At 33.5% G+C, this 25,920-nt stretch carries 23 protein-coding genes and 1 tRNA gene; 18 read left to right on the top strand and 6 right to left on the bottom strand.

Annotated features, from left to right (window positions below; translation table 11 throughout):
* Nucleotides 1–199 precede the first annotated feature (199 nt).
* The 16 genes from GN105_RS07740 to GN105_RS07665 all read left to right on the top strand — a co-directional run bounded on the left by GN105_RS07740 (nt 200) and on the right by GN105_RS07665 (nt 18,946).
* The gene (locus GN105_RS07740; RefSeq protein WP_155284831.1) at nt 200–745 is read left to right on the top strand and encodes an EndoU domain-containing protein; all 546 of its coding nucleotides are present in this window, start codon (nt 200–202) and stop codon (nt 743–745) included.
* A 5-nt stretch (nt 746–750) separates the two neighbouring features.
* Nucleotides 751–1,113: a hypothetical protein gene (locus GN105_RS07735; RefSeq protein WP_155284830.1), complete on the top strand. Its 363-nt coding sequence runs from the start codon at nt 751–753 to the stop codon at nt 1,111–1,113.
* Between the two features lie 60 nt (nt 1,114–1,173).
* Nucleotides 1,174–2,316: a hypothetical protein gene (locus GN105_RS07730; RefSeq protein WP_155284829.1), complete on the top strand. Its 1,143-nt coding sequence runs from the start codon at nt 1,174–1,176 to the stop codon at nt 2,314–2,316.
* Nucleotides 2,273–2,779 carry a hypothetical protein gene (locus tag GN105_RS07725; RefSeq protein ID WP_155284828.1) on the top strand — a complete coding sequence of 169 codons (507 nt, stop codon included), beginning with the start codon at nt 2,273–2,275 and terminating at the stop codon, nt 2,777–2,779. The genes GN105_RS07730 and GN105_RS07725 overlap by 44 nt, the downstream gene beginning before the upstream one ends.
* A 51-nt stretch (nt 2,780–2,830) precedes the next feature.
* Complete coding sequence (locus tag GN105_RS07720) at nt 2,831–4,024, top strand: endonuclease toxin domain-containing protein (protein WP_155284827.1); 1,194 nt, start codon at nt 2,831–2,833, stop codon at nt 4,022–4,024.
* Between the two features lie 2 nt (nt 4,025–4,026).
* On the top strand, nt 4,027–4,518 hold the full coding sequence (locus tag GN105_RS07715; protein WP_155284826.1) for a contact-dependent growth inhibition system immunity protein: 492 nt from the start codon (nt 4,027–4,029) through the stop codon (nt 4,516–4,518).
* Between the two features lie 309 nt (nt 4,519–4,827).
* A complete protein-coding gene (locus GN105_RS07710; protein ID WP_155284825.1) occupies nt 4,828–6,069 on the top strand; it encodes a hypothetical protein in 1,242 nt (413 codons plus the stop codon).
* Nucleotides 6,070–6,076: 7 nt separating this feature from the next.
* Complete coding sequence (locus GN105_RS07705) at nt 6,077–6,841, top strand: hypothetical protein (RefSeq protein WP_155284824.1); 765 nt, start codon at nt 6,077–6,079, stop codon at nt 6,839–6,841.
* A 173-nt stretch (nt 6,842–7,014) separates the two neighbouring features.
* Nucleotides 7,015–10,164, top strand: coding sequence for a hypothetical protein (locus GN105_RS12975; RefSeq protein ID WP_227977387.1), 3,150 nt, complete (start codon nt 7,015–7,017; stop codon nt 10,162–10,164).
* Nucleotides 10,165–10,176: 12 nt separating this feature from the next.
* Nucleotides 10,177–11,205, top strand: coding sequence for a hypothetical protein (locus GN105_RS07695; RefSeq protein ID WP_155284823.1), 1,029 nt, complete (start codon nt 10,177–10,179; stop codon nt 11,203–11,205).
* Nucleotides 11,144–11,623: a hypothetical protein gene (locus GN105_RS07690; protein ID WP_155284822.1), complete on the top strand. Its 480-nt coding sequence runs from the start codon at nt 11,144–11,146 to the stop codon at nt 11,621–11,623. Before GN105_RS07695 ends, GN105_RS07690 begins: the two co-directional genes overlap by 62 nt.
* A 1-nt stretch (nt 11,624) precedes the next feature.
* On the top strand, nt 11,625–11,978 hold the full coding sequence (locus GN105_RS07685) for a hypothetical protein (protein ID WP_155284821.1): 354 nt from the start codon (nt 11,625–11,627) through the stop codon (nt 11,976–11,978).
* A gap of 187 nt (nt 11,979–12,165) precedes the next feature.
* On the top strand, nt 12,166–12,648 hold the full coding sequence (locus tag GN105_RS07680) for a hypothetical protein (RefSeq protein WP_155284820.1): 483 nt from the start codon (nt 12,166–12,168) through the stop codon (nt 12,646–12,648).
* Entirely contained in the window at nt 12,587–13,126 is a 540-nt protein-coding gene (locus tag GN105_RS07675) for a hypothetical protein (RefSeq protein ID WP_227977386.1), read from the top strand. Before GN105_RS07680 ends, GN105_RS07675 begins: the two co-directional genes overlap by 62 nt.
* 158 nt (nt 13,127–13,284) lie before the next feature.
* On the top strand, nt 13,285–14,118 hold the full coding sequence (locus GN105_RS07670) for a hypothetical protein (RefSeq protein WP_155284819.1): 834 nt from the start codon (nt 13,285–13,287) through the stop codon (nt 14,116–14,118).
* 292 nt (nt 14,119–14,410) lie between these two features.
* Nucleotides 14,411–18,946, top strand: a complete 4,536-nt coding sequence (locus GN105_RS07665; protein WP_155284818.1) for an Ig-like domain-containing domain — start codon at nt 14,411–14,413, stop codon at nt 18,944–18,946.
* A gap of 55 nt (nt 18,947–19,001) precedes the next feature.
* Here GN105_RS07665 and porV read toward each other — a convergent pair whose 3' ends face one another.
* From porV to GN105_RS07650, 3 genes are all read right to left on the bottom strand, one after another.
* Nucleotides 19,002–20,156, bottom strand: a complete 1,155-nt coding sequence (gene porV, locus GN105_RS07660) for a type IX secretion system outer membrane channel protein PorV (protein WP_155284817.1) — start codon at nt 20,154–20,156, stop codon at nt 19,002–19,004.
* A gap of 328 nt (nt 20,157–20,484) precedes the next feature.
* Nucleotides 20,485–20,558, bottom strand: a tRNA-Asn gene (locus GN105_RS07655).
* Between the two features lie 147 nt (nt 20,559–20,705).
* A complete protein-coding gene (locus tag GN105_RS07650) occupies nt 20,706–21,938 on the bottom strand; it encodes a 3-deoxy-D-manno-octulosonic acid transferase (protein ID WP_155284816.1) in 1,233 nt (410 codons plus the stop codon).
* Nucleotides 21,939–22,066: 128 nt separating this feature from the next.
* Between GN105_RS07650 and GN105_RS07645 the strand changes: the two genes are divergently transcribed.
* On the top strand, nt 22,067–23,194 hold the full coding sequence (locus tag GN105_RS07645; RefSeq protein ID WP_155284815.1) for a DegT/DnrJ/EryC1/StrS family aminotransferase: 1,128 nt from the start codon (nt 22,067–22,069) through the stop codon (nt 23,192–23,194).
* A gap of 50 nt (nt 23,195–23,244) precedes the next feature.
* Nucleotides 23,245–24,216, top strand: a complete 972-nt coding sequence (locus GN105_RS07640; protein ID WP_155284814.1) for a glycoside hydrolase family 130 protein — start codon at nt 23,245–23,247, stop codon at nt 24,214–24,216.
* Nucleotides 24,217–24,265: 49 nt separating this feature from the next.
* Here GN105_RS07640 and GN105_RS07635 read toward each other — a convergent pair whose 3' ends face one another.
* From GN105_RS07635 to gcvH, 3 genes are all read right to left on the bottom strand, one after another.
* Nucleotides 24,266–24,988: an energy transducer TonB gene (locus GN105_RS07635; RefSeq protein WP_155284813.1), complete on the bottom strand. Its 723-nt coding sequence runs from the start codon at nt 24,986–24,988 to the stop codon at nt 24,266–24,268.
* A gap of 43 nt (nt 24,989–25,031) precedes the next feature.
* Nucleotides 25,032–25,346, bottom strand: coding sequence for a VanZ family protein (locus GN105_RS07630; RefSeq protein ID WP_232748885.1), 315 nt, complete (start codon nt 25,344–25,346; stop codon nt 25,032–25,034).
* Nucleotides 25,347–25,407: 61 nt separating this feature from the next.
* The gene (gene gcvH, locus GN105_RS07625; protein WP_155284812.1) at nt 25,408–25,788 is read right to left on the bottom strand and encodes a glycine cleavage system protein GcvH; all 381 of its coding nucleotides are present in this window, start codon (nt 25,786–25,788) and stop codon (nt 25,408–25,410) included.
* Nucleotides 25,789–25,920 lie beyond the last annotated feature (132 nt).

The raw sequence follows: 25,920 nt of genomic DNA, 5'->3' as shown, positions 1-25,920 counted from the left end.
TCAAAAAGTTTAAACAAGTTTGTTATTTCTGATGAAGAAAAGGAAAATATAGTTCTAAAATTTGTATCATTTTCTAAATGGTGGTAATAAAATAATTACTCTACAAAAAAGGGTAAGAATTGATACGCTATTAACGAGATTACCTAAGAGATTTTTATAAACAAAAGCAACCTGCCCGATGATTTTGTAAAAGAACAAGATTAGAATTTGGAAAGAGGCTGGGTTTGAGGCAAAATCAAATAAGGCAACACAATCTTTACTAAAACAACACGCTAATTGGATAAAAATAACCAATGTAAGAGAAAAAGTAACTGCTAAAATAAAACACGTTTTACGAATAGATATGAACTCTAACGGCAAAGGTTTTAAAGGGTGTCATAGTAAAATTGCGTTAGATGATTACACGAAAAACAACCCAACTGCTCGTTATGAATTAAAAAATAAAGTAATGGACAGCTCTGGCAATGGTGTATATGAAGCAGAACCTATTATAAAATTAGAAAATGGAACAGAACTTAGAAAAACCAACAACAGAGGAAAATCTACGTTTTTCCCTGATGATTGGGACGAAGCCAGAATATTAGAAGAAGTAGAACACGCAATTAACAATAATCACGGAAAATTTAATTTAAACAAGCCTAATAGTAATGAATATTTTGGTCTTTCAAGGGACGGAAAAATTGAAATACATTTTTTCTATAATCAAGATGGAACAATAGGCTCTTATTATCCAATAAAAAATTAAATAATATGAAATATAGTTTTAACATTCACAAATATTTAACTCCAACAGGGCTTAAAAAAGAAAGGCCAATTATTGATATTGATAATTCTTCCCAATATGGTTGGTATTTTTATGATGAAATAAATAACCTTTCATCAGATTTTGATTATGTTGAAGAAATCGTAGAAAAGATAGAAGATGTTTTATCAGGGAAAACCGATTTTTACGAAGGCTTTGGTTTTGAGCTTTATATGATAGAATGCGATAGAGAAAAAGCTGTTGTAAAAAATATTTTTGAAGATGACAAAGTAGAAGCAATTATCCCCATACAGGAAGTGTATGAGCTAATGCGTGATTGGCGAGATTATTTAAGGGATTTTTATAAATAAAAGCAACCTGCTTGATGATTTTGTAAAAGAACAAGATGCTACGTACAAGTGCCGTATTTGTTGGACACGAAAATCAAAGTCAAATTCGACGGCATCAAAATCAACACCGAACGGCAACTTTTTGAAGGAAAACTTGTTACTACCTATGATAAAACGGAGAGTAATGTAATAGCAATAAACGAAGAGTTAAAGAATATTAAAAATACAATTTTAAAAATAACAAATATCAGTGATGTTCAGTTTGATAAAAAAACAAAAGAAGTTGTTATAAAAAAAGGTAATGTAACCGAAACAATAAATCTTTCAAAACAAAAAAATGGCTCAATTGTTGTAAAAGATGAGAATAATAAAGAATATGAAATAACTTTAACAACAGACCAAAAAGAGATAGAAGTATATGCGTTGGACAGAGGAATTTTACCATCATCTAATGATACTATTAACAATGGAAAATTCACAGAAAAGGATATTGAATTTCAGCGAAAACTCATAGAAGAACTAAAAAAAGACATCAAGGAAAAGCTAAACCCTAATAATTTTACAAATGAAGAACGTCGTTATGTAGAGGGAGCCTTGAAATATCTGGATTTTTTAAAAGTTGACAATGTGGTATTTACAAAGAATATTGGAACACTTAGTACAGGACTTTATGATGGTAAATTAAATATTTCTTACCCAGAAAACTCACCAAAAGACGATATAAAAATAACTTTATTCCACGAGTATTTACATCACGTAAATTATATGGAGAAAATTTTTCCATATAGATATAAGGAAGAAAATAGGAGAATAATATTTAATGTGGTAGATGAATGCTATTTATTCAAAGAACCTGATATAGAAACCGTTTTTAATAATTATTTAACTATAAATCAAATAGATCCATTTGACGATAATTGGTTTAAACAAACTTTTAATGAATTGGATGAAGATAGAAAAAAAATAATTATGGAATATAGAGAAAAAAATAAAGATATATATCAGAAAAAATGTCACAAGGGGATACACAAACCTTCTAATTACTATAAAGATGAATTAACAGTATACTCCATTTGTATGAGTAATCACAACATTATATTTTATTTTTCTTCAGATAAAAGAAAAAATTATGATTATTGGATAAAAGAATATACTCAATTTTATAAAAATAGTTTGGATTATGAAAAAAGAGAAAATTATGATAGTAGGGGATTTAAAAAATAAAGTGTTATTAATATTATTTGTTTTGTTGGTTAAAATTTCTTTTGCACAAAAAGAAATAACGGTAAACAATGATTTTTTGAAGATAAAGTTAAAAAATGTAGGAAAAAATATTTCATTACAATTTAAAAATACAACTAATGATACCATATATTTCAGAAAGATATTTTTTTTAGAAGATGGAACTACAAATTCTCATATTTTAAGTTTTGAAAAAAAATATGATTCAATTATTAGAGACACTGTTTATGAACAAGGATTTTTTTTGTATTATAATGTAAATACAAAATATGTTTTGAATACTCCAGAGCCTATCGTAAAGATTCCTCCGAAAACGATACGAGAGTTTTTTTTAGTTCACCTTTTTAGAGAGGGAAAATATTTTTTAAAAATAAAAACTTTTTATATACATCGAAAAAAATATTATTATATTGATAATCAAACGAATGAAGTAAAAATAGAATAATTGAGATGTTCTTTGACATACTAATATAGAAGTAAAACCGAGAGTAATATATTGATTACCAGTGAAGAACTACGGAAAATTTCGGAAGATGTAAAAACGATTTTAGCACTGAGTGAGGAAGTTATTCAAACCATAGAAAAGGCAATAAAGCAAGGCTTCCTTTCAAAAGAGGAATACGAGACTCTGAAAGACAAAAATCGTAAAAACACCGAGCAAAGCAAGGCAATTTTAGCCGAAATGAAACTCCAAAACGTGCTTACAGAAGCCGAATATGCCGAAAAAATACAGGAATTAAATGAAAATCAATCGTGTTTGGAAAATAGCGATTGTATTAAACAGAGCAAATCAACTGCTTTTGTAAACAAAAGGCAGACAACTGGTTATGGAATGTCTTTTGAAAAACAGGCGCTTTTTGTTCTGGACGATGATTGCATTGAGAAGTTAAAAAAGTGTATGCACTCCATTGAGAAAAATGACAACGACATAGCGGTGCAATATCTTTCAAATGAAAAAGAATTAAAAGATAGCATTCCTGCTTATTATATGAATAACAGAGGTTTTTGGATAAATGGCAAAGAAAACTTTGGAGAGTATGTAGGAAACGTAACGCCCTCAACAGATAGATATTACGAATTGGTTGAAATAGAGGGAGTTTTATATCATAAAAATACAAACGCAATACATAAAAAGGCTATTAATACCGTTTTTGGGACAACTTGGATAGAGAAAAAAGAGTATGATACAAGCGAAGAAACCTTTAATGATGTTATAAAAATGGGAGCTGAGTTTGCCATTTTGGGAATGGTTATCAACAAACTCAGTGGAGTTGCTGCCGAATTGTTTAAAAATGCAGGTAATTCGTTATGGAAAGTAGCTCCCCTTGAAAGAGGTTTTGTTTATGAAAAAATGTTAAATTTAAAAGGAGCGTTTAATTTCCATAATTATCCTGTTATAGATGCTTTCTATCAAGGAGTTGCAACAAGTGTCAAAACATTAAATCTTAATGATAAATCTTATCAAGTAGGTAATGCTATTTTTAATACATTAAAAGGTTATATAAATAAATTGGCTAATTTTAAAGGTGTAAATCGTGGAGGAGTAAATACAATAAACCAAATAAATACAAAAGTATTAGAAGTTGGCATTCCAAGAGGTGCTACCGCTGAACAAATAAAACAAATAAATAAAGCCATACAATATGCTCAACAACAAGGTGTAAAAATGAATATTAGAGTAATAAAATAATTATGTGGAATATAATAAAAAAAACATTTAATTTTGAAAAAAAAATAAAATCTTGTGGAATTTACAAAACACAAGAATACTACAAAATAATAACAGAATCACAATCTGAAACAGGTTTGTTTTTATCTCAATCTCCGATTTTCATTTTGCCTATAAATTGTAGTATAAATGACTTTAAAAACAATATTTTTCAAGCTCTTAATAGTAGCAAAAATAATGTAAAAATGCCTTCTTCAAATGAAAAATTTAAATCAATGCAAAAAGAACTTTTAAAAGATTTGAAAGAAAAATCCTTTTTAAATTTATATAAAAATTCTACTCACTGTATTATAAGATTTGAAAAGAATTGTAAAATATTTCCAACAAAATTTTCAAATGAATATAAAGGAAATATAATAGTTGAAGAAGATATAATAGAAATGGAATATTCTCCTGAAAAAGAACTTGAAATAACTGAAAAAATAATTGAAGTTTTGGATAAGTCATATAAATAGAGCCATACAATATGGTAAAAATCAAGGAATACAAGTGAATATTAGAGTTGTAAAATTATCAAAAGCATTGAAAGTGCTATCAAAGCGATTGAAAAAATATTTAAAAATCAAAAAGATATTGCCCAAAAGCAGGAAAACCTTGACAAACAATTTGCTGATAATAAAATAGATAAAGAAAAATACGAGCAAGAAAATGAAAAAATAAAGGTAGAAATCGCTCAAAATGACAAAAGTTTAGATGCTGTAAGCCAGTATATTAAAGAAACCCCCACCCTGACCGAAGCCGACAAAGAAAACACTATAAATCAGGTGAATTTTTTTAAATCATCGGGGTCAAAACAATCGTTTGATGAGAGCAAAGCCGATAAACTTTTGGCTGTGTTTGAAGATTTTAAGAAGAAAGAAGCACAAGCCATTGCGGAGATTAAAAAAACGCTTCAAGATTTCATCTATAATGAAAATATTTGTGGAGACTGGAAAAAAGTAGACGGGAAGAATGATAAATTTGACGGCAAATTCGGAAGTTACAACTTGAATTATACTGAATATCAGGAGTGTACTAACGGGACGTTTTATAAAGTTAGCGAGGAATTTCGTTTTTATCATACCGCTTTCAATCTTTATGATGCCTACGACCAACCGGGTAGATTTTTTTACATTTACAACCCCGACACCCAAAAATGGGTTCGCTTTTTTCCTGATTTTAGGGAGTTTAAACGTGACCCAATGCCTGCCGAGATGCGTGAATTACTGCTCACCACGATGGACTATGTCATCCCTGTGGAGAGTGGTTATATTTTGGTAACAGGTAAAAATTTTGAAGGAGAAGAACGTAACAGACTCATAGCAGGCACATCCCTACTTGTTGAAGCAGGATTGAGTTTCACCGTTGTAGGGAAAGGGTTTTATAAGGCTGGAAAAGGGGCTTTAAAAACAGGGGTAAATGCAATTAAAAACTCAAAAGTAACTCAAAAAACTATTGAAGCAGCTTCTGAAATTTTTAAGAAAGAAAAAAATTTAATTAAGGGAGCTAAGATTAATAAGAAGTTGTTACAAAACTTAAATTCATTAAAAAACTCTGATACTGAAATTGCTGACTATGTAGCGGACAATATAGGAGAACTATCCCAAAATTACAACACTATTTGGGAGATGACCAGTGGCGTGACAAGAGGTAGAGTTTGGGAACACGTTAGAAAATTAACAGACTTAAAAAATTGGGAATTTATTGGCGGTCAAAATCAACGATTATTAGACTTTTTTTATAATAAAAGTGGAATAATAATGCAACAAAAAAGCGTTGGTTTATATGTTCAGGCAAGTACTTTAAAAACGTATAAAAATTCCTTTTCAAAAATCATAGACCAACTTGATAAAGTAGTACAAGCTAAAAAATATGTGGTACAAGGGGGTAAGGAGTTATCTGTAAAAAACGCAAGATTAGATATTGTTGTTCCAAAAGGATTGGATATTTCTGATTTAAAAAATCACCTTAGTGAACATATAATGGAAAATAATCTAAGAGTAGTATTAAATATTGTTGTTAAATAAGAGCTTTATGATAGAAAATAGTATTTATTATAGAGGGTATTACAAGGAGAAAAGTTTTAGTAGTAATACCATAAGCCTGATATTGTTGGAATTGTTAAAAAATGGTGTAACTTATCCAATGAATTATGACTTATCGAATCATAAAGAAATGAAAATTTATGATGGAAATAATTTATCAAATGAATGGTATGAATATATAAAGAACTTTGATATAGTTAACAAATCTTGTATGCTTAAAAATAAGAAAAAACAAGTTTTTGCTGTGGGAAGAAATCGATGGGGAAATGATCATATGAATTTTTATTTTACAAATATAGATGTTTTTCCAAACAATCAAATCATCATAAATGAAAATTTAAATATTTCATTTTTGATCAATTCTGAATATAATTTCTTGCAATCTACTGATAATCCGCAAACTTATGACTTTTACAAAATAAAGTATGATAAATCCAAGCTTTATTTTAATGAAAATATACAAATGGAGCTATTAGATATATCTAAAAATGTTGGTAGAGTTCGTCACTTGGAAAAGTTTGATTTTTATCCTGCCTATAAAATATGGTTTGGTAAGGAAGCTCAATACCTTTTTGGAAAAGAAAAAATATTGAATTTTACGGAAGCTATTTACGTTAAAGAACTTCCTAATGGAATTATTGAAATGCAACTTATGGATGATATTATGAAGCCTCATTTGCTTTATAATCAGGAGAAACAACGAAAAATAATTGAATATCTTGAAGTAGATAAATTGGAAATCAAAAGATATTAAATTCTTAAATATATTAAAAACGTTCTTTGACATAAAGTAAAAACGAGATTTTTGGCGATGCGGGAGTAAAAACCAACAAAATTGATTTTGAAATTGCCCAAGTCAAAAAAGACGAAAACGGACGTGTTGTTGTTATTGGTAAGCCTGACGAAAAAACAGGCGTCGCTCCGCAGGTGGTGTTGCCGGCAGGGTCGGACTACCAACTTTCCGATGCTTCGGGCAAAACGTGGACACTCGATGAAAAAGGCGAAGTAACTTCCGTAGGGGAAAAAGCAGATACCAAACTGGCTCAAAATCAAGGAAAAAATAATCTGCCAAAAGGACAACCCAAACCCGAAAATTTCGAAATACAATGGGATTTTTCGCAAAGTGAATTTGCTTTTGATGCTTCGGGCGAAATCCCTCACAAGGCATTGGTAAAAGGCAAAAACGATGTGTTTCAGGTAGTTATAAAACAGAAAGATGCCTTGCGATACAGCTTTCATTTTCAGACGGATAAAGGGCTAAAAATCGATTCGAAAAAAGAAAAAGACGGCGTTTTTGAAATCTCACGCAAAGGACTTTTTGATTTTGCCGATGAAGAACTCTGGGTGGTTGCCAAAAATACAAACACCGAAAAAGAAGAGGTTATCGGCAAGTATATTTTGGCACATCTTTCTGAAAAAGAGGTAAATGTAACCCTTATTCCCACTGCGGAAAACTTACCAATCGATACCGAAAAAATCAAAGCGATTTATGCCAAAGTAGGGATAAAACTCACGATTTCAACGGATAAGGTCTTTCCCGTTAAGAAAAAAATCGATACGGAAAATGCCTTTGGCGACCTTTCAACATACAGCCCTGAGCAACAAGCTATTATTGCTTGGTACAAATCGGAGCGAGAAGTAAAACCAGACACGTACTACGTTTTTGTAGGCAAACAGGAAAGCTCACAGGCGGGTTATATGCGGTTGGGTGGTCAGTTTGGCTTCGTGATGGACGCAAATGAGCGAACCATCGCTCACGAGCTGGGTCACGGTATTTTTAAGCTGGAACACCCCTTCAAAAAGGACGAAACCAAAAAGGGAACATTCAGAACCCTAATGGATTACGCCCAAGAAACTACTTTTGCTTATTCTGATTGGAAACAAATAAACGACCCAAAATTGAGGATAGGATTCTTTGAAGAGCAAAGTGATGGGGAGTATATCATTAAGAAATTAGAATATGTTGTTTGCATTCCTCGTGTTTTGATAGACAAAAATAGGGTTTATGAGGATTTGGACGGCAGAAAAATCTTATTTAAGAATGGTGCTTACCCTTTTGCCTTTGTGGCTCAAGATCCTAAGGAACATTCAGGGCAAGTGGCAGGAGTGTTCTATAAAGGAGAAATGTACCTACCTTATTATTATACACAAGATGAAAAACACGCTGAAAGTTACAGATTATATAAGGGTGGACTTAAACAAGATTCTTTACCAAAAGAAGCCTATGAAATCATTACAGAAGATGTTAAGCCACTTAAAATAGGTGTTGATAATAAGGAATATATCACCTTTAACGGCATATCTCAAAATATCAAAGGTAAACTTTGCTCAGGAATCCCTACTATCAGTAATGTATTAGCAATAGGAGAAGTAACTTCTGATGAAATAAGTCTGTACAACAGCCAAATAGCCAAAAGTAAAGAAAAAATAGGCGTTAATACATTTGTGTTAATGACTAAAGATGGCAAGAAGCAAAATGTCGTAGAAAAATTCTTATCCTCTCCTGAGGATGACGAAGTTTTTATTTGGGCTAATTATGAAGGTGGGCAATGGGTTGTAAAACGAATATCGTTTGCAGGTTGCGTTAATACACACCCTAATTTAGCGATTGTATGTAGTATGAAAGCTGCATTGAGCAAAGCTGGCTTTACCTCAAAAATGATGTTGGCAGATATCCTTGATGCCTTATCTGAAATGGTAGGATATTTAGAAATTCCTGAACATTACTATAATCCAGAATTGCCTAATTATAACCCAACTTTATATTACATCAGCCATATAGATGTTAATGCAATTGCCTTAAAAATAGCAGATTTTGCCCCTAACAAAAATATTCCTGAAACCTATTTTGCGATAAAATGCGGAATATGGAACGGACTTGTAGGTCAGGTAAAAGATCTTCCTGATTTTATGAGTGATTTATTGACAGGTGAAACAAGCTTTACTATGATAATGGAAGGCTTGAAGAAGATGGATTTTTTCTGTACGGAAAGTAAGGGCGATAACGTATGTCTCTGGTCGATGATAAAAGAGGCTCACCAAGGCAATCAATACCAAATAGCCCACCAAGTAGGAAAGGATATTTCGGAGGTGCTTACCATAGCACTTTCTTTTGCAAAGGTAGGAAAACTGGCTAAAATAGCAAAAGTAGCTGATGTTTTAGACCCTATTCATCATCTTGCCAAATACGCAGGAAAAGGAGTGACAGTCGTTTTTGATAAGTCAACCAAAGCGGTCAGATTTGTTTTTGACAACTTAAAGTTTATTGAGAAATACGAGTTAAAAATCAGGTTTGGCACAAACAAACTCTATGCAGGATTGCCCTTACCCGATATAAACCTCAAAAAGAAACTTGATGAGCTTTCGCAAAAGGATTTGGAAAACCTTATTTCTGACCAAAACGGAATAAAAATAATAGAAGTTGACGGAAATCTTATCCCTGTTGGCAATGAAGAGAATATAAATAAAATTATTGTTGCAACGGATAATTTTCTAAATTCTATTGATAAAAAAACATTAGAAAAACTTAAAAATGTACCTGGTTTTGACAAGGTGATAACCGATATGGCACAGCACTGGAAAAAATTTAAAGGTGGAAAATTTCAGTTAGAGTATGCCACCAAACTGCTTGAAGAGGGAGCCAGTATACGCTTTGAGGTAAGCAACCTCTCTGATGATATAAAACGAATTTATGATATTGAAATTAAAAAAAGAGTAAATGGCAGAACTGAAATTACAAATTTAGAGCTTAAAAACTGGAGTAATTTTTACCCAGAAACCATTAAAAACCAGTTTGTTAAAGACCTGCAAAAAATGGGAGAATTGGGTAATATACAATGGATTTTTAATAAAACGAATAATATTTCTGATATAAGTGTATTAAAAACCAATGTAATTAAAGCTCTCAAAAAAGCTGACGGCACTCCCATTGAGGAAATTAGTAAGTTGTTTAAAAATGACGGCTTCAAAGATAAAGTAATTTTATGGATGAACACAAATGAGGTATCTTCTAACTCCTTTTTAGATTGGTTAGATAAACCTGAGAATTTTAACAAGTTCTTTGAAATAGTGGAATAAATTAATAGTTATATGTATAGGTTAGCACAAAAAATTAGTGATTTATATGGTTATATGTGTATAGATAATCGTATATATGTTAATAGAAAAGGGATAGAATATTTACAAGAATTATCGTTAAATGGAGATATTCTCTGGCAATCTAAAGAGAAAGATATTGCTAATTATTATGTAAGTAAAGATGTTATTATATTTAATTTATATAATGATAGTGAAGACCAAATTTTTGATGATTTATTTATTTATGACAGAAATACAAAAGAGATTATTTCTAATAAAAAAATTTCACTAAACCTATATGCGAAAAGGTGTTATTATAAAAATATTTTCTATAATATTCGAGATAAAGAAATAATTATTTTTGATATTTCAAAAGGCAAAATTTTAGAAAAAAGAGCAACAGAAATAAAAGGCGTTACACTTTTTATAACCGAACATTTATTAATTTCTAAAAAAGATATATATATATATATATATATAAAAAATGACTTCTCCCTCCTCTGGCAAAAGAACATTCGTGATTTTTTTAACAAAGAAGACAGCAAAAACAACCAATTACGAATACAAGAAATTTATACTTATAAAGATAATTTTATTGTAGTATCTACTTTTGGTATTTTAAGTCTGAACCCACAAGATGGTTCACTTATCTGGAAAACAGAGTCTTACGCTCGTACTATGGAGGTCGTAGGTAACTTTGGCTATGTTTGTACAGGAGGTTCTCTTTACAGAGTCAATCTTGATAATGGCGAAATGTACGATTATGGCAGGGAATATGCTGATTTACCAGATTTTGAGTACGAGGGCAAAACTTATTGGGCAGCAGGGCATCGTGTGGTTTATAATGATGGTTTGCTGTGGTACTTGGTTTATGATGCAGGAGATTCCTTTGTTATTGCCATTGACCCAGAAACAGCTAATTATCAATGGATACACAAAATAGACACTTACGAAAAAGCCGATGAAATAGAATTTCACAATGACAAAATGTTTATTTTGGATACTGGTGGGGATTTGTTTATTTACCAGCGAGAAATTTGAATTAGATTTAGGCGATGGTATTACCAAGTTGCGTAAATACGATATTGAAATGCTAAGTGGCTCTAAATTAGAGTTTAAAGATTGGAGTACTTGGGCAAATTGGAGCAATAGCTCATTTAGAAAGCAATTTATACCCGACCTTGCCGATGTAAATTTTACAGAATTAGGACAGAAAAAATATATCTTTAAAGCCAATAAAAATATTGACGCAACAACTTTAAAAGAGAATGTAATTAAAGCTCTCAAAAAAGCCGACGGCACTCCCATTGAGGAAGTGGATAAATTGTTTGGTGAAGAAGATATATTTTCTAAAAAAGTATCAAAACTCTTTGGAGTAGATATAGATAACGCAAAAGATTTGATACAAGCATTGGATGATGAAAAAATATTTAATCAAATTTTTGAAATAGTTGAATAGTGTGTATAAACAAATAAAAAAAATAGAAAAGGTTTCTTTAAATAATAAAGGAAGTAAATTATATCTTTATTTAAAAGAAGAAAAGAAATTAGTAGAAATAGATAGTTTCGGAAATATCAAGAAAGAAATAACTTTTTTTGATATGGCACAAGTTTATCGTTTTAATATAACAAATACCAATTTTATTGTTTCTTTTAATGATGAAAAAACAATATTCTATTCTAATGAAGGGATAAAATTACTGACTTTTAAAAAGCAACTATATTTTTCATTTTTAGAAGAAAATGATATATATATATATATATATAAAATAAAGATTTTTTATATCGATTTAATAAAAAAAACTATAAATTAGACATTTTTCCTTTTTCAGAAAAAAAATTATTTAGCTATCTTTATAATGATTTTTTAATATTAGAAAAAGAAGGATATATATATATATAGATAAAAAAACGGAAATTATTCTTCTCTGGCAAAAAGATCTTAGTGATATTACCAGTTATGAGTATTGGGGTGAATTTCATCAAGGCAATGTAAAAAATGTGTATCTCTATGAAAATAAACTCATTGCAGTTGCAGGAAATTCTGTATTAGCTATGGATATTGAAAAAGGAGATATTATTTGGCAAATAAAATATAATGATTTTCAGCCATTTACTTTGCATATCAACAAAAACTTTGCTTACCTTTCCAGAGGGGCTTTTTATTCGGTAATAAATTTAGAAAAAGGCGAAAAAGTGTTAGAAACAATGCTTATTCGCCCTTTTGACCACGACCCAGAATATGAAAAAGCAAACTTAGCTATGGTGGGTAGTGATATGACTTTTTATGATAACTATTTGTATTTCAGCGATAAGCATAAAGGGAAATATTATTTGGCAAAGCTCAATCCGCATACAGCCCAAATCGAAGAACATCAGTTTTTAGAAGAAGTAAAATCAAATTTAGCACCCCCAAAATTTTATGATGACAAAATGTTTCTGTTGGATAGTAATAATAATTTATTCATTTACCAGCTGGAATAAGTTTCAGTTAGAGTATGCCACCAAACTGCTTGATGAGGGAGCCAGTATACGATTTGAAGTAAGCAACCTCTCTGATGATATAAAACGAATTTATGATATTGAAATTAAAAAAAGAGTAAATGGCAGAACTGAAATTACAAATTTAGAGCTTAAAAACTGGAGTAATTTTTACCCAGAAACCATTAAAAACCAGTTTGTTAAAGACCTGCAAAATATTGAAAAATTGGATGAGCTAAAATGGGTTTTTAATACTACCTCTGGGGTAAATAAAAGTAATTTAAAAGAAAAAATAATAAACACTCTCAAAAAAGCTGACGGCACTCCCAATGAGGAGTTGGAAATGATTAAATTAGAGCAAGTTAAAAAGTTATTTCCAAAAGAGGCAAGAATAATAACTAACAAAAATAGACTTGATTTTTTACTTAAAAAATTAGAAGAAGATAAGATTTTTAATCAAATATTTGAAATTGTAGAATGATGAATTTAATAAAAAAAGTAAAGGCATTTTACTTTAAAATCTGTAATAATTTTTTATTCATTTTAGAAAATAATAGTAGTCCCATATTTGTTTATGATTTATACTCCTTTAAATTGATAAAAAAGATAGGCGAAAATTATGAAGGGAGCTTATATAGTATGAAAAAATTTATTGTTGATGAATCATTTAAAGGAATTGAAGTCGATACATTTTTTGAAAAAAAAATTTTTGATGAGAACGAAAATATTTTTTATTATATAGTTGATAATGAATATGGTATTGTCAGAAAATTTGTTGGAAAATTTGAAGTAGATTTTTATTTATTGGAGATTGAAAAATCTCAACTTTTACAAAAAATAGATTTTGAAGGTGAGATTGTTTTATTTTTTGATTCTGGCGATATAATATCTAATACAGACAATACTTTATTTAGATATACCAACTTCTCCCTCCTTTGGCAAAAAGACTTTAGCGAGATTACCAATTACAAGGATTATGATGGTAGCTTAAAACAAGGTGAAATCCGAGAAATTTACTCATACAATAACACGCTTATTGTTCTTACTCAATTGTTTATTTTAAGAATAAATTTACAAACAGGCGAAATTATTTATTCATTACAATTACCCGCAGGGCTTATGACCTTATCCATTGAGGGCGATAAAGCCTATGGTTGTTATGGCTATCATTATATGGAAATCGATTTGGAAAAAGGCGAGTTAATCAATTTTGTTCGTATAGAAAATGCTTTGTTAAACGGACAAGAATACAACGCTATTATGAATAAAGCCTGTTATAAAGATGGTTTTGTTTTTCACGGATTGCGTTTGGAGGGAGGGCAATATGCCGTTGGTGCAATCAACACAAAAACAGGAAAACGAGAATGGATAAGCCCTTTGAGTGTCAGTATGGTAGAAAAAATAGAATTTCACAATGACAAAATGTTTATTTTGGATACTGGTGGGAATTTGTACATTTATGAGAAAAATTAAAGGAACTAAGTATACGATTATTAGGGAACGTGTTTGTAAATTGGATAACGCATCAAATGTGTTGTAAAAATAATTTTTAAATGCGGTAAATATCGGTTTTTATGAGGTTGTATTTTACACTTTGGTAAAATGCTCTATTCTTACTTTTGAGAAGGATTAAAAATGTTGTAAATGTACAAAACAGCATTTTGTATTCAATTTTTATATATCTTTGGCTTTTTGAGGAGGAAAAATAAAAACAGGAGTAAATCCTTTGATTTTTTACAGAATCACCAACTTTAATTGATTCACTATGGTACGCATTTTTCTTTTTTTTGTTTTGTTTTTGTCCTTTTTTGAGGTTATTTTTTCTCAAGAACATCCTTTGGGAGTGACTTTTGAGCAAACTCGCTGGGCAGAAACTTTAGAAGACATCACAGAGCTTCCGGTAGGCATACGGGAAACGAAGAATGGAATGGAATATGCCATTATCATCACTCAAGCTACTTTTTTACCTGAGCAGACGTTAGTCAATGCGTACGCTCGCCTTACGGTACCAGATAGTCAGAGTCCTACGGGTAAAAAACAGCTTTTTTTCGGAGCTACGGGGCTTTCGTTTTCGTATGAAGGACAAATTGTGGGCGATATGCGTCTTTCCCTTTTGGGAGATTTTACGGTAAGTTCCAACAAGAATTGGGAATTTTTGCTTCGTGGTGGGAGCATTGATACACGTACGGGCGATACGGTTGGTGATTTGACGTACATTACCTTTGATTGTGATGGTTTGCGTGAGATAGCCTTAAATGGCGTGATTCGCGTATCTCCGCAGTTGATAGTGCCTGTTGATGAGCAAACGTACCAGCCCATACCTAACGCAAGGGTAGAAACTTCAGTGGCTTTAAAGGCTGAAAGCTGGAACAATCTGCTGTTACGGGTTTCTTTGCCTGCGTTTGCCATTACCAAACAAATACAAAATAGTGAACGTGGAGCTTTTGTGTTTGAGGCAGAGGATATCATTCTGGATATGAGTGATACACATAATGCAGAGGGAATGTTTTTGCCCCGAGGTTATGAGGAGTATTTGGTAGCCGAAGCGGAGTCGTGGCGTGGTTTTTATATGGGTAAATTGAAAATCACTTTGCCAGAAGAGTTTAAAAAGTCCCAAGCGAGGGTAAGTATTTCAGCAGAGCGTTTTATTTTGGATTCGTACGGTGTTTCGGGTAGTTTTTCGGCAGAGCATTTAATCTCTCTTAATGAAGGTACTACGGCAGGAGGGGAAAATGCGTGGCGGTATTCATTGGATTTTATTCAGGCTGATTTTGTGGCTTCCAAAATCAAAGGCGGGGCTCTTTCGGGGCGTATATTGCTTCCTATTGAATCAGCTGACGATTCGCAAGAAACAAGTAATGCAACCGATGGTGAAAACAAACAGAAAACCAACGAAAAAGGCATTCTTTTTACGGGAATTTTTACCGATGATGATTATATGCTCAAAGCCTCTTCTTTGGAAAAACTCAATTTTGATTTATGGAAAGCCCAAGCCACTATTGAACCTTCGTCATACCTTGAACTAAGGGTAAAGAATAAAGAATTCGTCCCCAAAGTAGTTCTTGACGGACAAATGTCATTGCGAGAAAATAACACCGAAAAGAACAGTTATGAGTTTAACGGTATCACTTTTCGCAAATTTACGCTTCAAACCGAAGAACCTTATATTTCAGCAGAACATTTTGGAGTTAAGGGAGAGCAGCGTTTGGCTAATTTTCCTGTAAGCGTCAGAGATGTGAATGTTAATTTCAGGGGTGATAGAGCGATGTTGAATTTTGGCATTCGTGTAGGTTTACAGAAAGATAAATTTTCTGCCGAAGGAGGATTTAGCATTTATGCCAAAAGAGAAAAAGCGGCTTGGCGATATGACACTTTTGATGTCAACGATTTAGCCTTGAACAATGTAGATGTAACGGTGGCTACAGTATCAGGAAGGCTCAAACTAATGAAAGATGACCCATTTTATGGCAACGGTTTTAGGGCGATGTTGGCGGTAGAGATTGAAAATCCTGCCATTAAGGTAGATGCCAATGCCGTATTCGGAAATAAAGATTTTCGTTATTGGGGTTTTGATGCGGCTGTTGATGGGCTAAATATTCCAGCTTCGTTTGTGAATATCACGGGCTTTGTGGGTGGGGCTTACTATCATATGCGTCCGAAAGATGGCACAATGGCAAACAAGGATAAGGATGACAATATATCGGGAATAAAAAGAGCTTTTGAGCTTATTCCAGATGCGTCAGTGGAATTGGAGTTAAAAGCTGGTGTATTAGGAGCTTTTCAGAGTAAAAATGTAGCTTCTTTTATGGCTATTTTAAGTCTTCAAACCAATAAAAACGGGGGGCTTTCCCGTGTTGGTATTGATGGGGAGGCTACCATAATGTATGCTTTACAGGACAAATTGGACAATCCTTTTGAATCTCTGCAAGAAGGATTTTCTTCGCAGGTTAATCAGTTAGTAGATATGAAAAAACTCAAAGAAGGCGACAAACTAGAAAATTTCCTTTCGATGGATAACAGTAGTACTTCTTCACAAGTGGATATTTCTTTGGATAAAAATGGAAAAGCAAAGCAAGCTCCTATTTATGCTACAATGGCAATGAACTATGATTTTAGCCAAAAAGCGTTTCACGCCAATATGCAGGCGTATATAAACGTCGCGGGAGGGATTATCAAAGGCACGGGCGACAACGGACTGGCAGGAAGAGCTGTGATTCATATCGACCCCAAAGACTGGTACATTCACATAGGTACTTCGCGTGAGATGATAGGTTTGCAAGTAGGTTTCGGTAACTTAAGTGTAAATGCAAAAAGTTACTTTATGATAGGAACGAAAATTTATGAAACGCCTCAACCGCCAGCCAAAGTAGCTGAAATTTTAGGACTGAAAGCAAGCAACTTAGGATATATGCAAAGCCTCAATCAGGTTAAAGAAGGAAAAGGTTTTGCCTTTGGTTCGCACCTGAATTTTGACACAGGTAACATCAATGCAGGGTTTATCTATGCACAATTTGCTGCGGGTTTGGGTGCTGATATAATGCTGAAAAATTATGGCAACGCTCATTGTAAAAACCGCAGTGGAGAACTCGGAATCAATGGTTGGTATGCCAACGGGCAAACGTATGTATATCTTCAAGGAGAATTAGGCATACGGGTACGATTGTTTTTCGTTCGCAAAAATATTCCTATTCTTAAAGCAGGCGTTGCCGCTATTTTGCAAGGTTCAGGACCAAATCCTTTTTGGGCAAGGGGCTATCTTGGAGGCTATTACAACGTATTGGGCGGATTGGTAAAAGGGCGTTTCCGACTCAAAATGGAATTTGGTGAGCAATGCGAATTGGCACAAGAACAAGTATTGGGCGGAATGAAAATCATTTCCGACGTGTCTCCTTCAGATAAAAGTACCAATGTAGATGTGTTCATTGCTCCTCAGGTAAGTTTTAATCTTGAAGTAGAAAAACCCATTGTTATTCCCGAAGATGATGGCGACCATACGTATGTTGTAAAGTTAGAAAAATTAGAAATGACCGATGAAAAAGGCGGTACAATTAAAGGCAAATTGGAATTTGGAAAATCTTCTGATGTAGTGAATTTTATTCCTACAGAAACGCTTTCTTCTAATACGAAATACAAAATTACCGCTCAGGTGAGTTTTCAGGAATTAAAGGGCAATTCCTATCAAACTGTGATGGTAGATGGCAAGAAGGCTTTGGAGGCGGAAGAGCGAACTTTTGTTACAGGAGTAGCTCCTGAGTACATTCCTAACAAAAATATTCAATATGCGTACCCAGTGCTTGACCAAAAAAATTATTTTGTAGATGAAACCAAAAAAGCTTTCATCCAGCTCAAACAAGGTCAGGCGTATTTATTTGAGTCCGATAACTGGGAAACACAGTTGCATTTGATTTCAGAAAACGGAAATAAACTAACAGCCCAACCGAGTTACGATGCTGCTAAAAATGCTATTACCTATACAATGCCAAAGCTCGATATAGGAGCAAAATACACCCTTTCCATAGTAAGTTATAGCAAAAATAGTACGAAAAAAGGCAAAATAACCACATCTGAGAAAGAAACAAAACAAGTTGAGGGAGGTTACGACACCATAGAAAAAGAGACTTCCGCTACAATTAAAAGTAACAAAGCACAAGCTACGATTAAGGAAGGTAGTTTCGAACGATTAACGTATAGTTTTAAAGCTAGTAAATATAAATCGCTCAAACAGAAGATGAATGCTTTTAAGACAGAGCGAAAACTTTGGGATAAAATTTCTTCGAGTGTGGTAACTTTGTTTAACAATATGAACACTGATGAGCCTTTTGAAATTGTAGAACTTTTAGGAACGGCATACACCGACGGAAAACCTTTGCTCTATACGGAAGCAGTACTGGAAGATGCTTATGATGCTGTATTTAAAAAATATTTATATACAAATCCACAAGTTATCAGTATCTTAAGAAGAGGTTCATCGAATGAAAAAATAGGTTTTCCTCCTAAAGAGGCAATCTCTGTGGTGAGTTCGTATGCGGAAAATTTGCAAAATAATTCACAGGGTTCCGTACTTAAACGTCTTTTTCCATACCGCTATGACGTGTTGGTATATTACAGAAACGACTGGACTGAATTGAGCAGGCATATTTCGGATAAATTGACAAGAGGGATGTTAAATCCTGCTTGGGAGACTGAATTTATGGAGCGGACTTTCCCCGCACCTGCTGAGAAAAAATATAAGGCAATTTTAAGATATCGCCTACCTAATGGAGAAGTTACATCAGAAGTGCCATACTACTACCAATTTTAATGTATAAAGAAGCAAAGTCCATTACTTGATTAATATGTGATGGACTCTTTGTATTTTAAAGTTTACATTGTAGTGTAACTCTTAAAGAAGAACTCATCGGATTATTTGTTCTTGCCGTTGAAAAAAGGTATGAAAAATCAATTTGCCACGATTGTATGCGAAACCCTGTACCTAAGGTCAGATACTTTCTGTCTCCTTTGTTTTTGTGCTGATTGAAATAACCTGTTCGTACAAATAAGGTTTCATTATAGGCATATTCAAAACCTAACGACCAAGAAATTTCCTGTAATTCCTCCGAAAAACCATTAGGGGCATCGCCAAATGATTGGAAAATACCTTGTAAAAAATCAACATTTGGGCTTTTTCCCGCTACAATTTCAGTAGGTTCAGTAGGCTCTTGAATACCATTGCCATTAGTGTCATTAAAACCATACTTGGCTGGTGAAGGAACGAGTAATTTATTGATTTCTAAAAGAAACTGAAAATGGTTGTAACTATTAGTTTGTAAGTTGTACCCCGCACCTAATTTAAGATTGGTAGGCAAGAAAAAAGTCTGTCCTAATTTTTCATATTGCACTTTACTACCAATGTTTGAAATTTGGAATCCCCAAGTATATTTTCCGAAATAATTCCCTATTAGATGCTCCTTGGAAGAATAAAATCCGCAGATGTCAAAAGCAATCCCTCTGGCTACATTGCTTTCTTCTATAGGGAGCCTTAAATTTGAGTTCAAATAACGAGTAGTAATACCCATTGCGTAGCGAGCACTTAACTGCAAACTATAGGAAATGTCAAAAGCAAATTCAGAGGGACGAAAATCTCCCAGAATGTAAATGTCTTTATCAAAACCGCGAGTAAGTGTTACATTTCCTATATTGAAATAATTGAAGCTTCCAGCCCAAGCTCCTCGCTTTGTTTTTTTGTAGTATACAAGATTTCCTATGAAAATATCTTGTACTGCCCGATTTAGATAGGGAGCATACGCCATTGCAAAAGCAGATTTTTCCTTTGCAAAAATATATTTGGAAGCATTCCAATGTTGAGAAAAAACGTCTGGTGTTGAGGCTACTCCCAAGTCTCCCTTGCCGCAAGCTATGGCATCAGTACCTAGTAATAAGAAAGGAAATGCAGTTGAAATAGGGCGTTTCTCTTGTGGAAAAACATAACAAACACCAATCATAAACACAAGTACTGAAAGGAAAGACTTCATAACTATCTTATTTTTGGGAGTGTAATATTAATGATGTCCTCATATCTCTAGGAAAGCATTCTGAAAAAACTTTCTGCAAATATAGTTTTTTTTGCAAAAAAGTTAATTATAATATAAATAATTAAACTTGCTATTTATAAATAAAATAATACGTTGCTCTCGTTGTAGGTTGCTACTTCTTCAAAAAAGGCTATTGGTTTTTGGCTGGTGCTTTGAATCATAATGTGTGTAGTTTAGAGTTTCCAAAGTTACAAAAAAATATTCCAGCTATGTTTCAGTCGATAAACAAAAAAGGCTTCACATTTCTGTAAAGCCTTGATTTCCTTTGCTCCCCCTACTGGACTTGAACCAGTGACCCTCTGATTAACAGTCAGATGCTCTAACCAACTGAGCTAAGGAGGAATATTATCTTCTGTTTTGCGATTGCAAAGGTACTATATTTTTTTATTCTGACAATAGTTTTTCAGAAAATTTTATCGTTAAAAAAAGTTAAAATAAATAATCTACTGATTATCAATCACAAAAACAAAATCTTTTTGTGTCCAATATTTAATTTGGAAATACAATTTCTAAAAATTTATTGGTCGCTCCACTGTTTTTTCGGACAAAGTCAGCGTTGATTTTACCAATTTCTACCCGTTTATCGGAATTTTGAATAAGCAAATTCAATTCCTTTTCCAGCTCGTTTTCGGTTGAAACAGCAATCACTCCTCCCCTTTCCACCAATTCTTTGGCTTCGGCAAACTTGTCATAATTCTTGCCAATCACCACAGGAATTCCAAAAACAGCCGGTTCCAACACGTTGTGTAACCCACTGTTGCCCATTCCACCGCCCACATAAGCAACGTCGGCATAACTGTACACTTTGGTTAAAATCCCGATTGTATCCAGAATCAGAACATCGTATTCCGATAGGTTTTCCCCTTCTTTTTCAGAAAAAAACACAGTTTTCAAAGCGATTTTTCGTCGGAAACTGTCAATTTTATCAGATTTTATATCGTGCGGAGCAATCACATATTTTACATTTTTGTTATTAGAATAATTAATCGTTTTCAAGTAAATTTCCTCGTCGCTTTCCCACGAGCTCCCAAAAACCACACAAAGCGAATTCCCTTTGAATGCCTCCATAAAATCCAAAGAATTATCTCGTTTCAAAATTTCGGAAACTCGGTCAAAACGTGTATCGCCACTCACCGTTACATTCTCAAAACCAACAGATTTAAGCAAGTCCTTAGATTTTTCATTCTGAACAAAAAAATGATGGAAAGCACGTAAGCAATCCCGCATCATTGCTCCGTACGACTTAAAAAAAATCTGATTTTCACGAAAAATTCCAGACAGCAAGTAGGTTTTTATTCCTCTATTTTTCAACTCGTTAAGATAATGATACCAAAATTCATACTTCACAAAAATTGCCATTTCGGGCTGAACGATTTCCAAAAATTCGCGGGCATTTTTTGGAGTATCCAAAGGCAGATAAACAACCAAATCGGCATCGAGGCTATTCTTTCGAATCTCGTATCCCGAAGGCGAGAAAAACGTAACAAGAATCTTTTTCCCTCTGTTTTTCAAAGATTTAATCACAGGAAGACCTTGTTCAAACTCACCCAATGAAGCCGTGTGTACCCAAATATATTGCTCTCCTTTCTGAATATTTTCTTTCAAATAAGGGAATACGTTTTTGCGTCCGTCAACAAAAAGTTTGATTTTTTTATTGAATAAAGCCACGATTTTAAGCACAAAACCAACCACATAAATCGATAGCGTATATAAGGTTTTCATCCGAAAATTATTTTTTGCGAAAATACACTATTTATTCAAATTACTTCCTTATTTTTGTGGGATATTTTTATGAGAGATTAAAAAAACCGTAAAAACAAAAATCTGCGGTTTAAAATAATAATTTAAGTATGAAAAAAATACAAATGGTTGACTTAAATGGTCAATATCAACAAATTAAAGAGCAAATACACACTTCTTTCAATGAAATTTTGGATAGCACCGCTTTCATTAACGGACCGCAAGTTCACGCCCTTCAAAAGGAATTGGAAGATTATTTGGGCGTGAAGCACGTCATTCCGTGTGCAAATGGAACTGATGCTTTGCAAATCGCAATGATGGGGCTTGGTTTAAAGCCTGGTGATGAGGTTATTACTGCTGATTTTACTTTTGCTGCCACTGTGGAAGTCATTGCTCTTCTGAATCTTACACCTGTTTTGGTTGATGTTTACGACGATAGTTTTAATATCAATATTGAAGCCATAAAAAAAGCTATTACTCCCAAAACAAAAGCTATTGTTCCTGTGCACCTGTTCGGACAACCTGCTGATATGGAATCTATTATGGAAATAGCCAAAGAACACAATCTGTTTGTAATTGAAGACAATGCACAAGCCATCGGGGCAGATTTCACGTGGTCAGATGGACGGAAACAAAAGGCAGGAACTATCGGGCACGTGGGAGCAACTTCTTTCTTTCCTTCTAAAAATTTAGGTTGTTATGGCGATGGAGGGGCAATTTTTACCAACGATGATGCTCTTGCTCACACTATCCGAGGAATCGTAAACCACGGAATGTATGTGCGTTATCATCACGATGTGGTTGGCGTAAATTCTCGATTAGATTCCTTACAAGCGGCTGTTTTGAGAGCTAAACTTCCACATTTGAACACTTACAATAAAAAACGTCAGGAAGCAGCTAAAAAATATACAGATGCTCTGAAAAACAATCCGAATATCATAACTCCCTTTACAGGAAAAGGTTACGACCACGTTTATCATCAATACACTTTGCGAATCACTAACGGAAAACGCGATGAATTGGCAAAAGTTTTGTCGGAAAACGAGATACCTTTTGGAATTTATTATCCAATTCCGTTGCATTTGCAAAAAGCGTATGCTGACAAACGCTACAATGAAGCGGATTTTACCGTTACCAATCAATTAGTAAAAGAAGTAATTTCTTTACCGATGCATACCGAATTGGATGATGAGCAAATCAACTTCATTACAGGAGTAATCAATTCTTGTTTAAACTAATTCGATAAAAAACAAAATTTCTATATATTTAATTTTTTAAGATTAAGTTTATGAGTAAAACACAAATGCCTTGGCAAGAGCGTCCTGAGGGATGCAAAGATGTTATGTGGCGATACAGTGAAAATCCGATTATCAATCGTTACGACATTCCCACTTCAAATAGTATTTTTAACAGTGCCGTAGTTCCTTTTGGCGATGGATTTGCAGGAGTCTTCCGCTGTGATAACAAAGCCGTGCAAATGAATATTTTTGCAGGTTTCAGTAAAGACGGAATCAACTGGAAAATTAACCACGAACCCATCGTAATGAAAGCAGGAAACACTCAAATGATTGATTCCGATTATAAATACGACCCCCGCGTTACGTGGATTGAAGACCGCTATTGGGTAACTTGGTGCAACGGCTACCACGGACCAACCATCGGGATTGCTTACACCTATGATTTCAAGGAGTTTTTCCAATGTGAAAATGCCTTTTTGCCTTTCAACCGAAACGGAGTTCTTTTCCCTGAAAAAATCAACGGAAAATACGCAATGCTTTCACGCCCAAGCGATAACGGACATACGCCTTTTGGAGACATCTACATCAGTTACAGCCCTGATATGAAATACTGGGGTGAGCATCGTTGTGTGATGAAAGTAGCTCCGTTTATGGATAGTGCTTGGCAATGCACCAAAATCGGGGCGGGAGCTGTGCCTATCAAAACCGATGAAGGTTGGCTAATGTTCTATCACGGGGTAATTAACACCTGCAACGGATTTCGTTACTCAATGGGAGCTGCGATTCTGGATTTGAATGACCCAAGCCAAGTAAAATATCGTACGCAACCTTATTTGTTGGCTCCTGCGGAAATTTACGAACTCACAGGCGACGTTCCTAATGTGGTTTTCCCTTGTGCGGCATTACATTCTATTGAAGACGATAAAGTAGCGGTTTATTACGGAGCTGCCGATACGGTAGTAGGGGTTGCTTTTGGGCATATCTCAGAAATTATTAAATTTACGAAAGAAAACAGTTTGTAATACTTAAGCATAACAAATAAAAAAGCCAACTTAAAAGTTGGCTTTTTTATTATGTGTTTAACTTGAAATTAATTGGATAAGAGAATGTTACTGATGTTGGTTTTCCACGTTGTTTACCTGGAATAAGTTTAGGTAACTTCTCTATAATTCTGCGTGCTTCCGCTTCTAACATCTTGTCTGGTCCACGAACACCTATGATTGTTATACTTCCATCTTTATTAATACGGAAGTGAACATTCACCCTTCCTTGGATTCCCATCTCTGCGGCTGCTTGCGGATAACTGAAGTTCTTTTGTACGTGTTTGTCCAAATTCTGTTTGAAACAGTCAAACTGTTTGTCTTTTGGTACGTCTTTACAACTTTCGAACATAGGCTTATCCTCGATAATTGTAAAAGGAACGTCAACCTCTTCTGGTTCTTCAACAACTTCTTGAATTTGAGACACTTCAATAACCTCATCTTTCTTAACCTCAGTATCTTGGATGATAGTTTCTTCTATTTCTTTCTCATTTTCAACAATTTCTACCTCTTGAACTACTGCCGGCGGAGGTGGCGGAGGTGGCGGAGGAGTAACATTTTCCAATACAATCTCCTCTTGTTCTTCATCAAGTAACTTATCGACGTCTGTTTTTCGGTCGTCGAAAACTTGCCTATCGTACGATTTCAACTCAAATCCTGCATAAGACAAAGCTGAAATTAAGGCAAATCCGATAGCAAAAAATAACCCACTATTTCTGGTTAAATCTGCTTTTGGGCTCTTTTTAGGTTGCATAACTTAAATCTTTTTTAAAAGGTTATTAAACATTTCTTTAACATTAATTAAAAGCTTTTTTATTAATGATTGTCACAAACAATAAAGCAACAATTGTGCCAAAAGAGTTGAAAAAAACATCATAGATTTCTCCACTTCTTGTAGTTGTTATTGTTTTTTGCAACAATTCTATACAAATTCCTAATAAAAAAGCAAACAAAGCTGAAATAATATAAATATAAGTCAATTTTTTAACACACTTACATTCATATTTTAATGTTAAAAAAAACAAAACCGTAAATACAAAATAGAAAGTAAAATGTGCTATTTTATCTATATATGGAATACGGGGCAAATCAGGGGTGCTATCTCCCGGCATCAGGCTCAATGTTACCACAATAATGAACCATATTACCAGTAAAATTGTAAATTTACGCTTCTTAAGCACCTATCAACTCTATATATTCTTCGGCAGAAAGCAATGCATCTATCTCAGAAGCATCATTGAATTTGACTTTAATCATCCAGCCTTCACCGTACGGGTCAGAATTCACTTTCTCAGGCTCTTGCTCTAATGCATCGTTAAATGAAACGATTTCTCCGCTCAAAGGTAAAAACAAATCTGAAACTGTTTTTACAGCCTCAACAGTTCCAAAAACTTCCTCTCTGTCAAGAACTTCCCCTTCTGTTTCAACTTCAACATAAACAATATCACCCAACTCTTTTTGAGCGAAATCAGTAATCCCTACTACCGCAAGATCACCCTCAATACGAACCCATTCGTGGTCCTTCGTGTACTTTAATTCCGATGGTATATTCATAACTTTTTTGATTTTTTAAATAGATTCCAAAAGTATGATTTTTTTTTGAAAGAACAAAATTATTATTCTTCTAAATTTTTAAGAATTAAATTTTAGAAAAACTTTGGAAAGAACCGTTTTAAACAAAAAACT

The organism is Capnocytophaga felis, from assembly GCF_009684755.1.
Classification (GTDB): Bacteria; Bacteroidota; Bacteroidia; order Flavobacteriales; family Flavobacteriaceae; genus Capnocytophaga; species Capnocytophaga felis.
The sequence above is the reverse complement of the archived record's forward strand: the minus strand, read 5'-3'. Positions and strand labels throughout refer to the sequence as shown.

Coding starts and splice junctions, on each gene's coding strand:
- GN105_RS07735 (WP_155284830.1), top strand. CDS start 751: ATGAAATATAGTTTTAACATTCACAAATATTTAACTCCAACAGGGCTT.
- GN105_RS07725 (WP_155284828.1), top strand. CDS start 2,273: ATGAAAAAAGAGAAAATTATGATAGTAGGGGATTTAAAAAATAAAGTG.
- GN105_RS07715 (WP_155284826.1), top strand. CDS start 4,027: ATGTGGAATATAATAAAAAAAACATTTAATTTTGAAAAAAAAATAAAA.
- GN105_RS07705 (WP_155284824.1), top strand. CDS start 6,077: ATGATAGAAAATAGTATTTATTATAGAGGGTATTACAAGGAGAAAAGT.
- GN105_RS07695 (WP_155284823.1), top strand. CDS start 10,177: ATGTATAGGTTAGCACAAAAAATTAGTGATTTATATGGTTATATGTGT.
- GN105_RS07690 (WP_155284822.1), top strand. CDS start 11,144: ATGACAAAATGTTTATTTTGGATACTGGTGGGGATTTGTTTATTTACC.
- GN105_RS07675 (WP_227977386.1), top strand. CDS start 12,587: ATGATGACAAAATGTTTCTGTTGGATAGTAATAATAATTTATTCATTT.
- GN105_RS07670 (WP_155284819.1), top strand. CDS start 13,285: ATGAAAAAATTTATTGTTGATGAATCATTTAAAGGAATTGAAGTCGAT.
- GN105_RS07665 (WP_155284818.1), top strand. CDS start 14,411: ATGGTACGCATTTTTCTTTTTTTTGTTTTGTTTTTGTCCTTTTTTGAG.
- porV (WP_155284817.1), bottom strand. CDS start 20,156: ATGAAGTCTTTCCTTTCAGTACTTGTGTTTATGATTGGTGTTTGTTAT.
- GN105_RS07650 (WP_155284816.1), bottom strand. CDS start 21,938: ATGAAAACCTTATATACGCTATCGATTTATGTGGTTGGTTTTGTGCTT.
- GN105_RS07645 (WP_155284815.1), top strand. CDS start 22,067: ATGAAAAAAATACAAATGGTTGACTTAAATGGTCAATATCAACAAATT.
- GN105_RS07640 (WP_155284814.1), top strand. CDS start 23,245: ATGAGTAAAACACAAATGCCTTGGCAAGAGCGTCCTGAGGGATGCAAA.
- GN105_RS07635 (WP_155284813.1), bottom strand. CDS start 24,988: ATGCAACCTAAAAAGAGCCCAAAAGCAGATTTAACCAGAAATAGTGGG.
- GN105_RS07630 (WP_232748885.1), bottom strand. CDS start 25,346: ATGCCGGGAGATAGCACCCCTGATTTGCCCCGTATTCCATATATAGAT.
- gcvH (WP_155284812.1), bottom strand. CDS start 25,788: ATGAATATACCATCGGAATTAAAGTACACGAAGGACCACGAATGGGTT.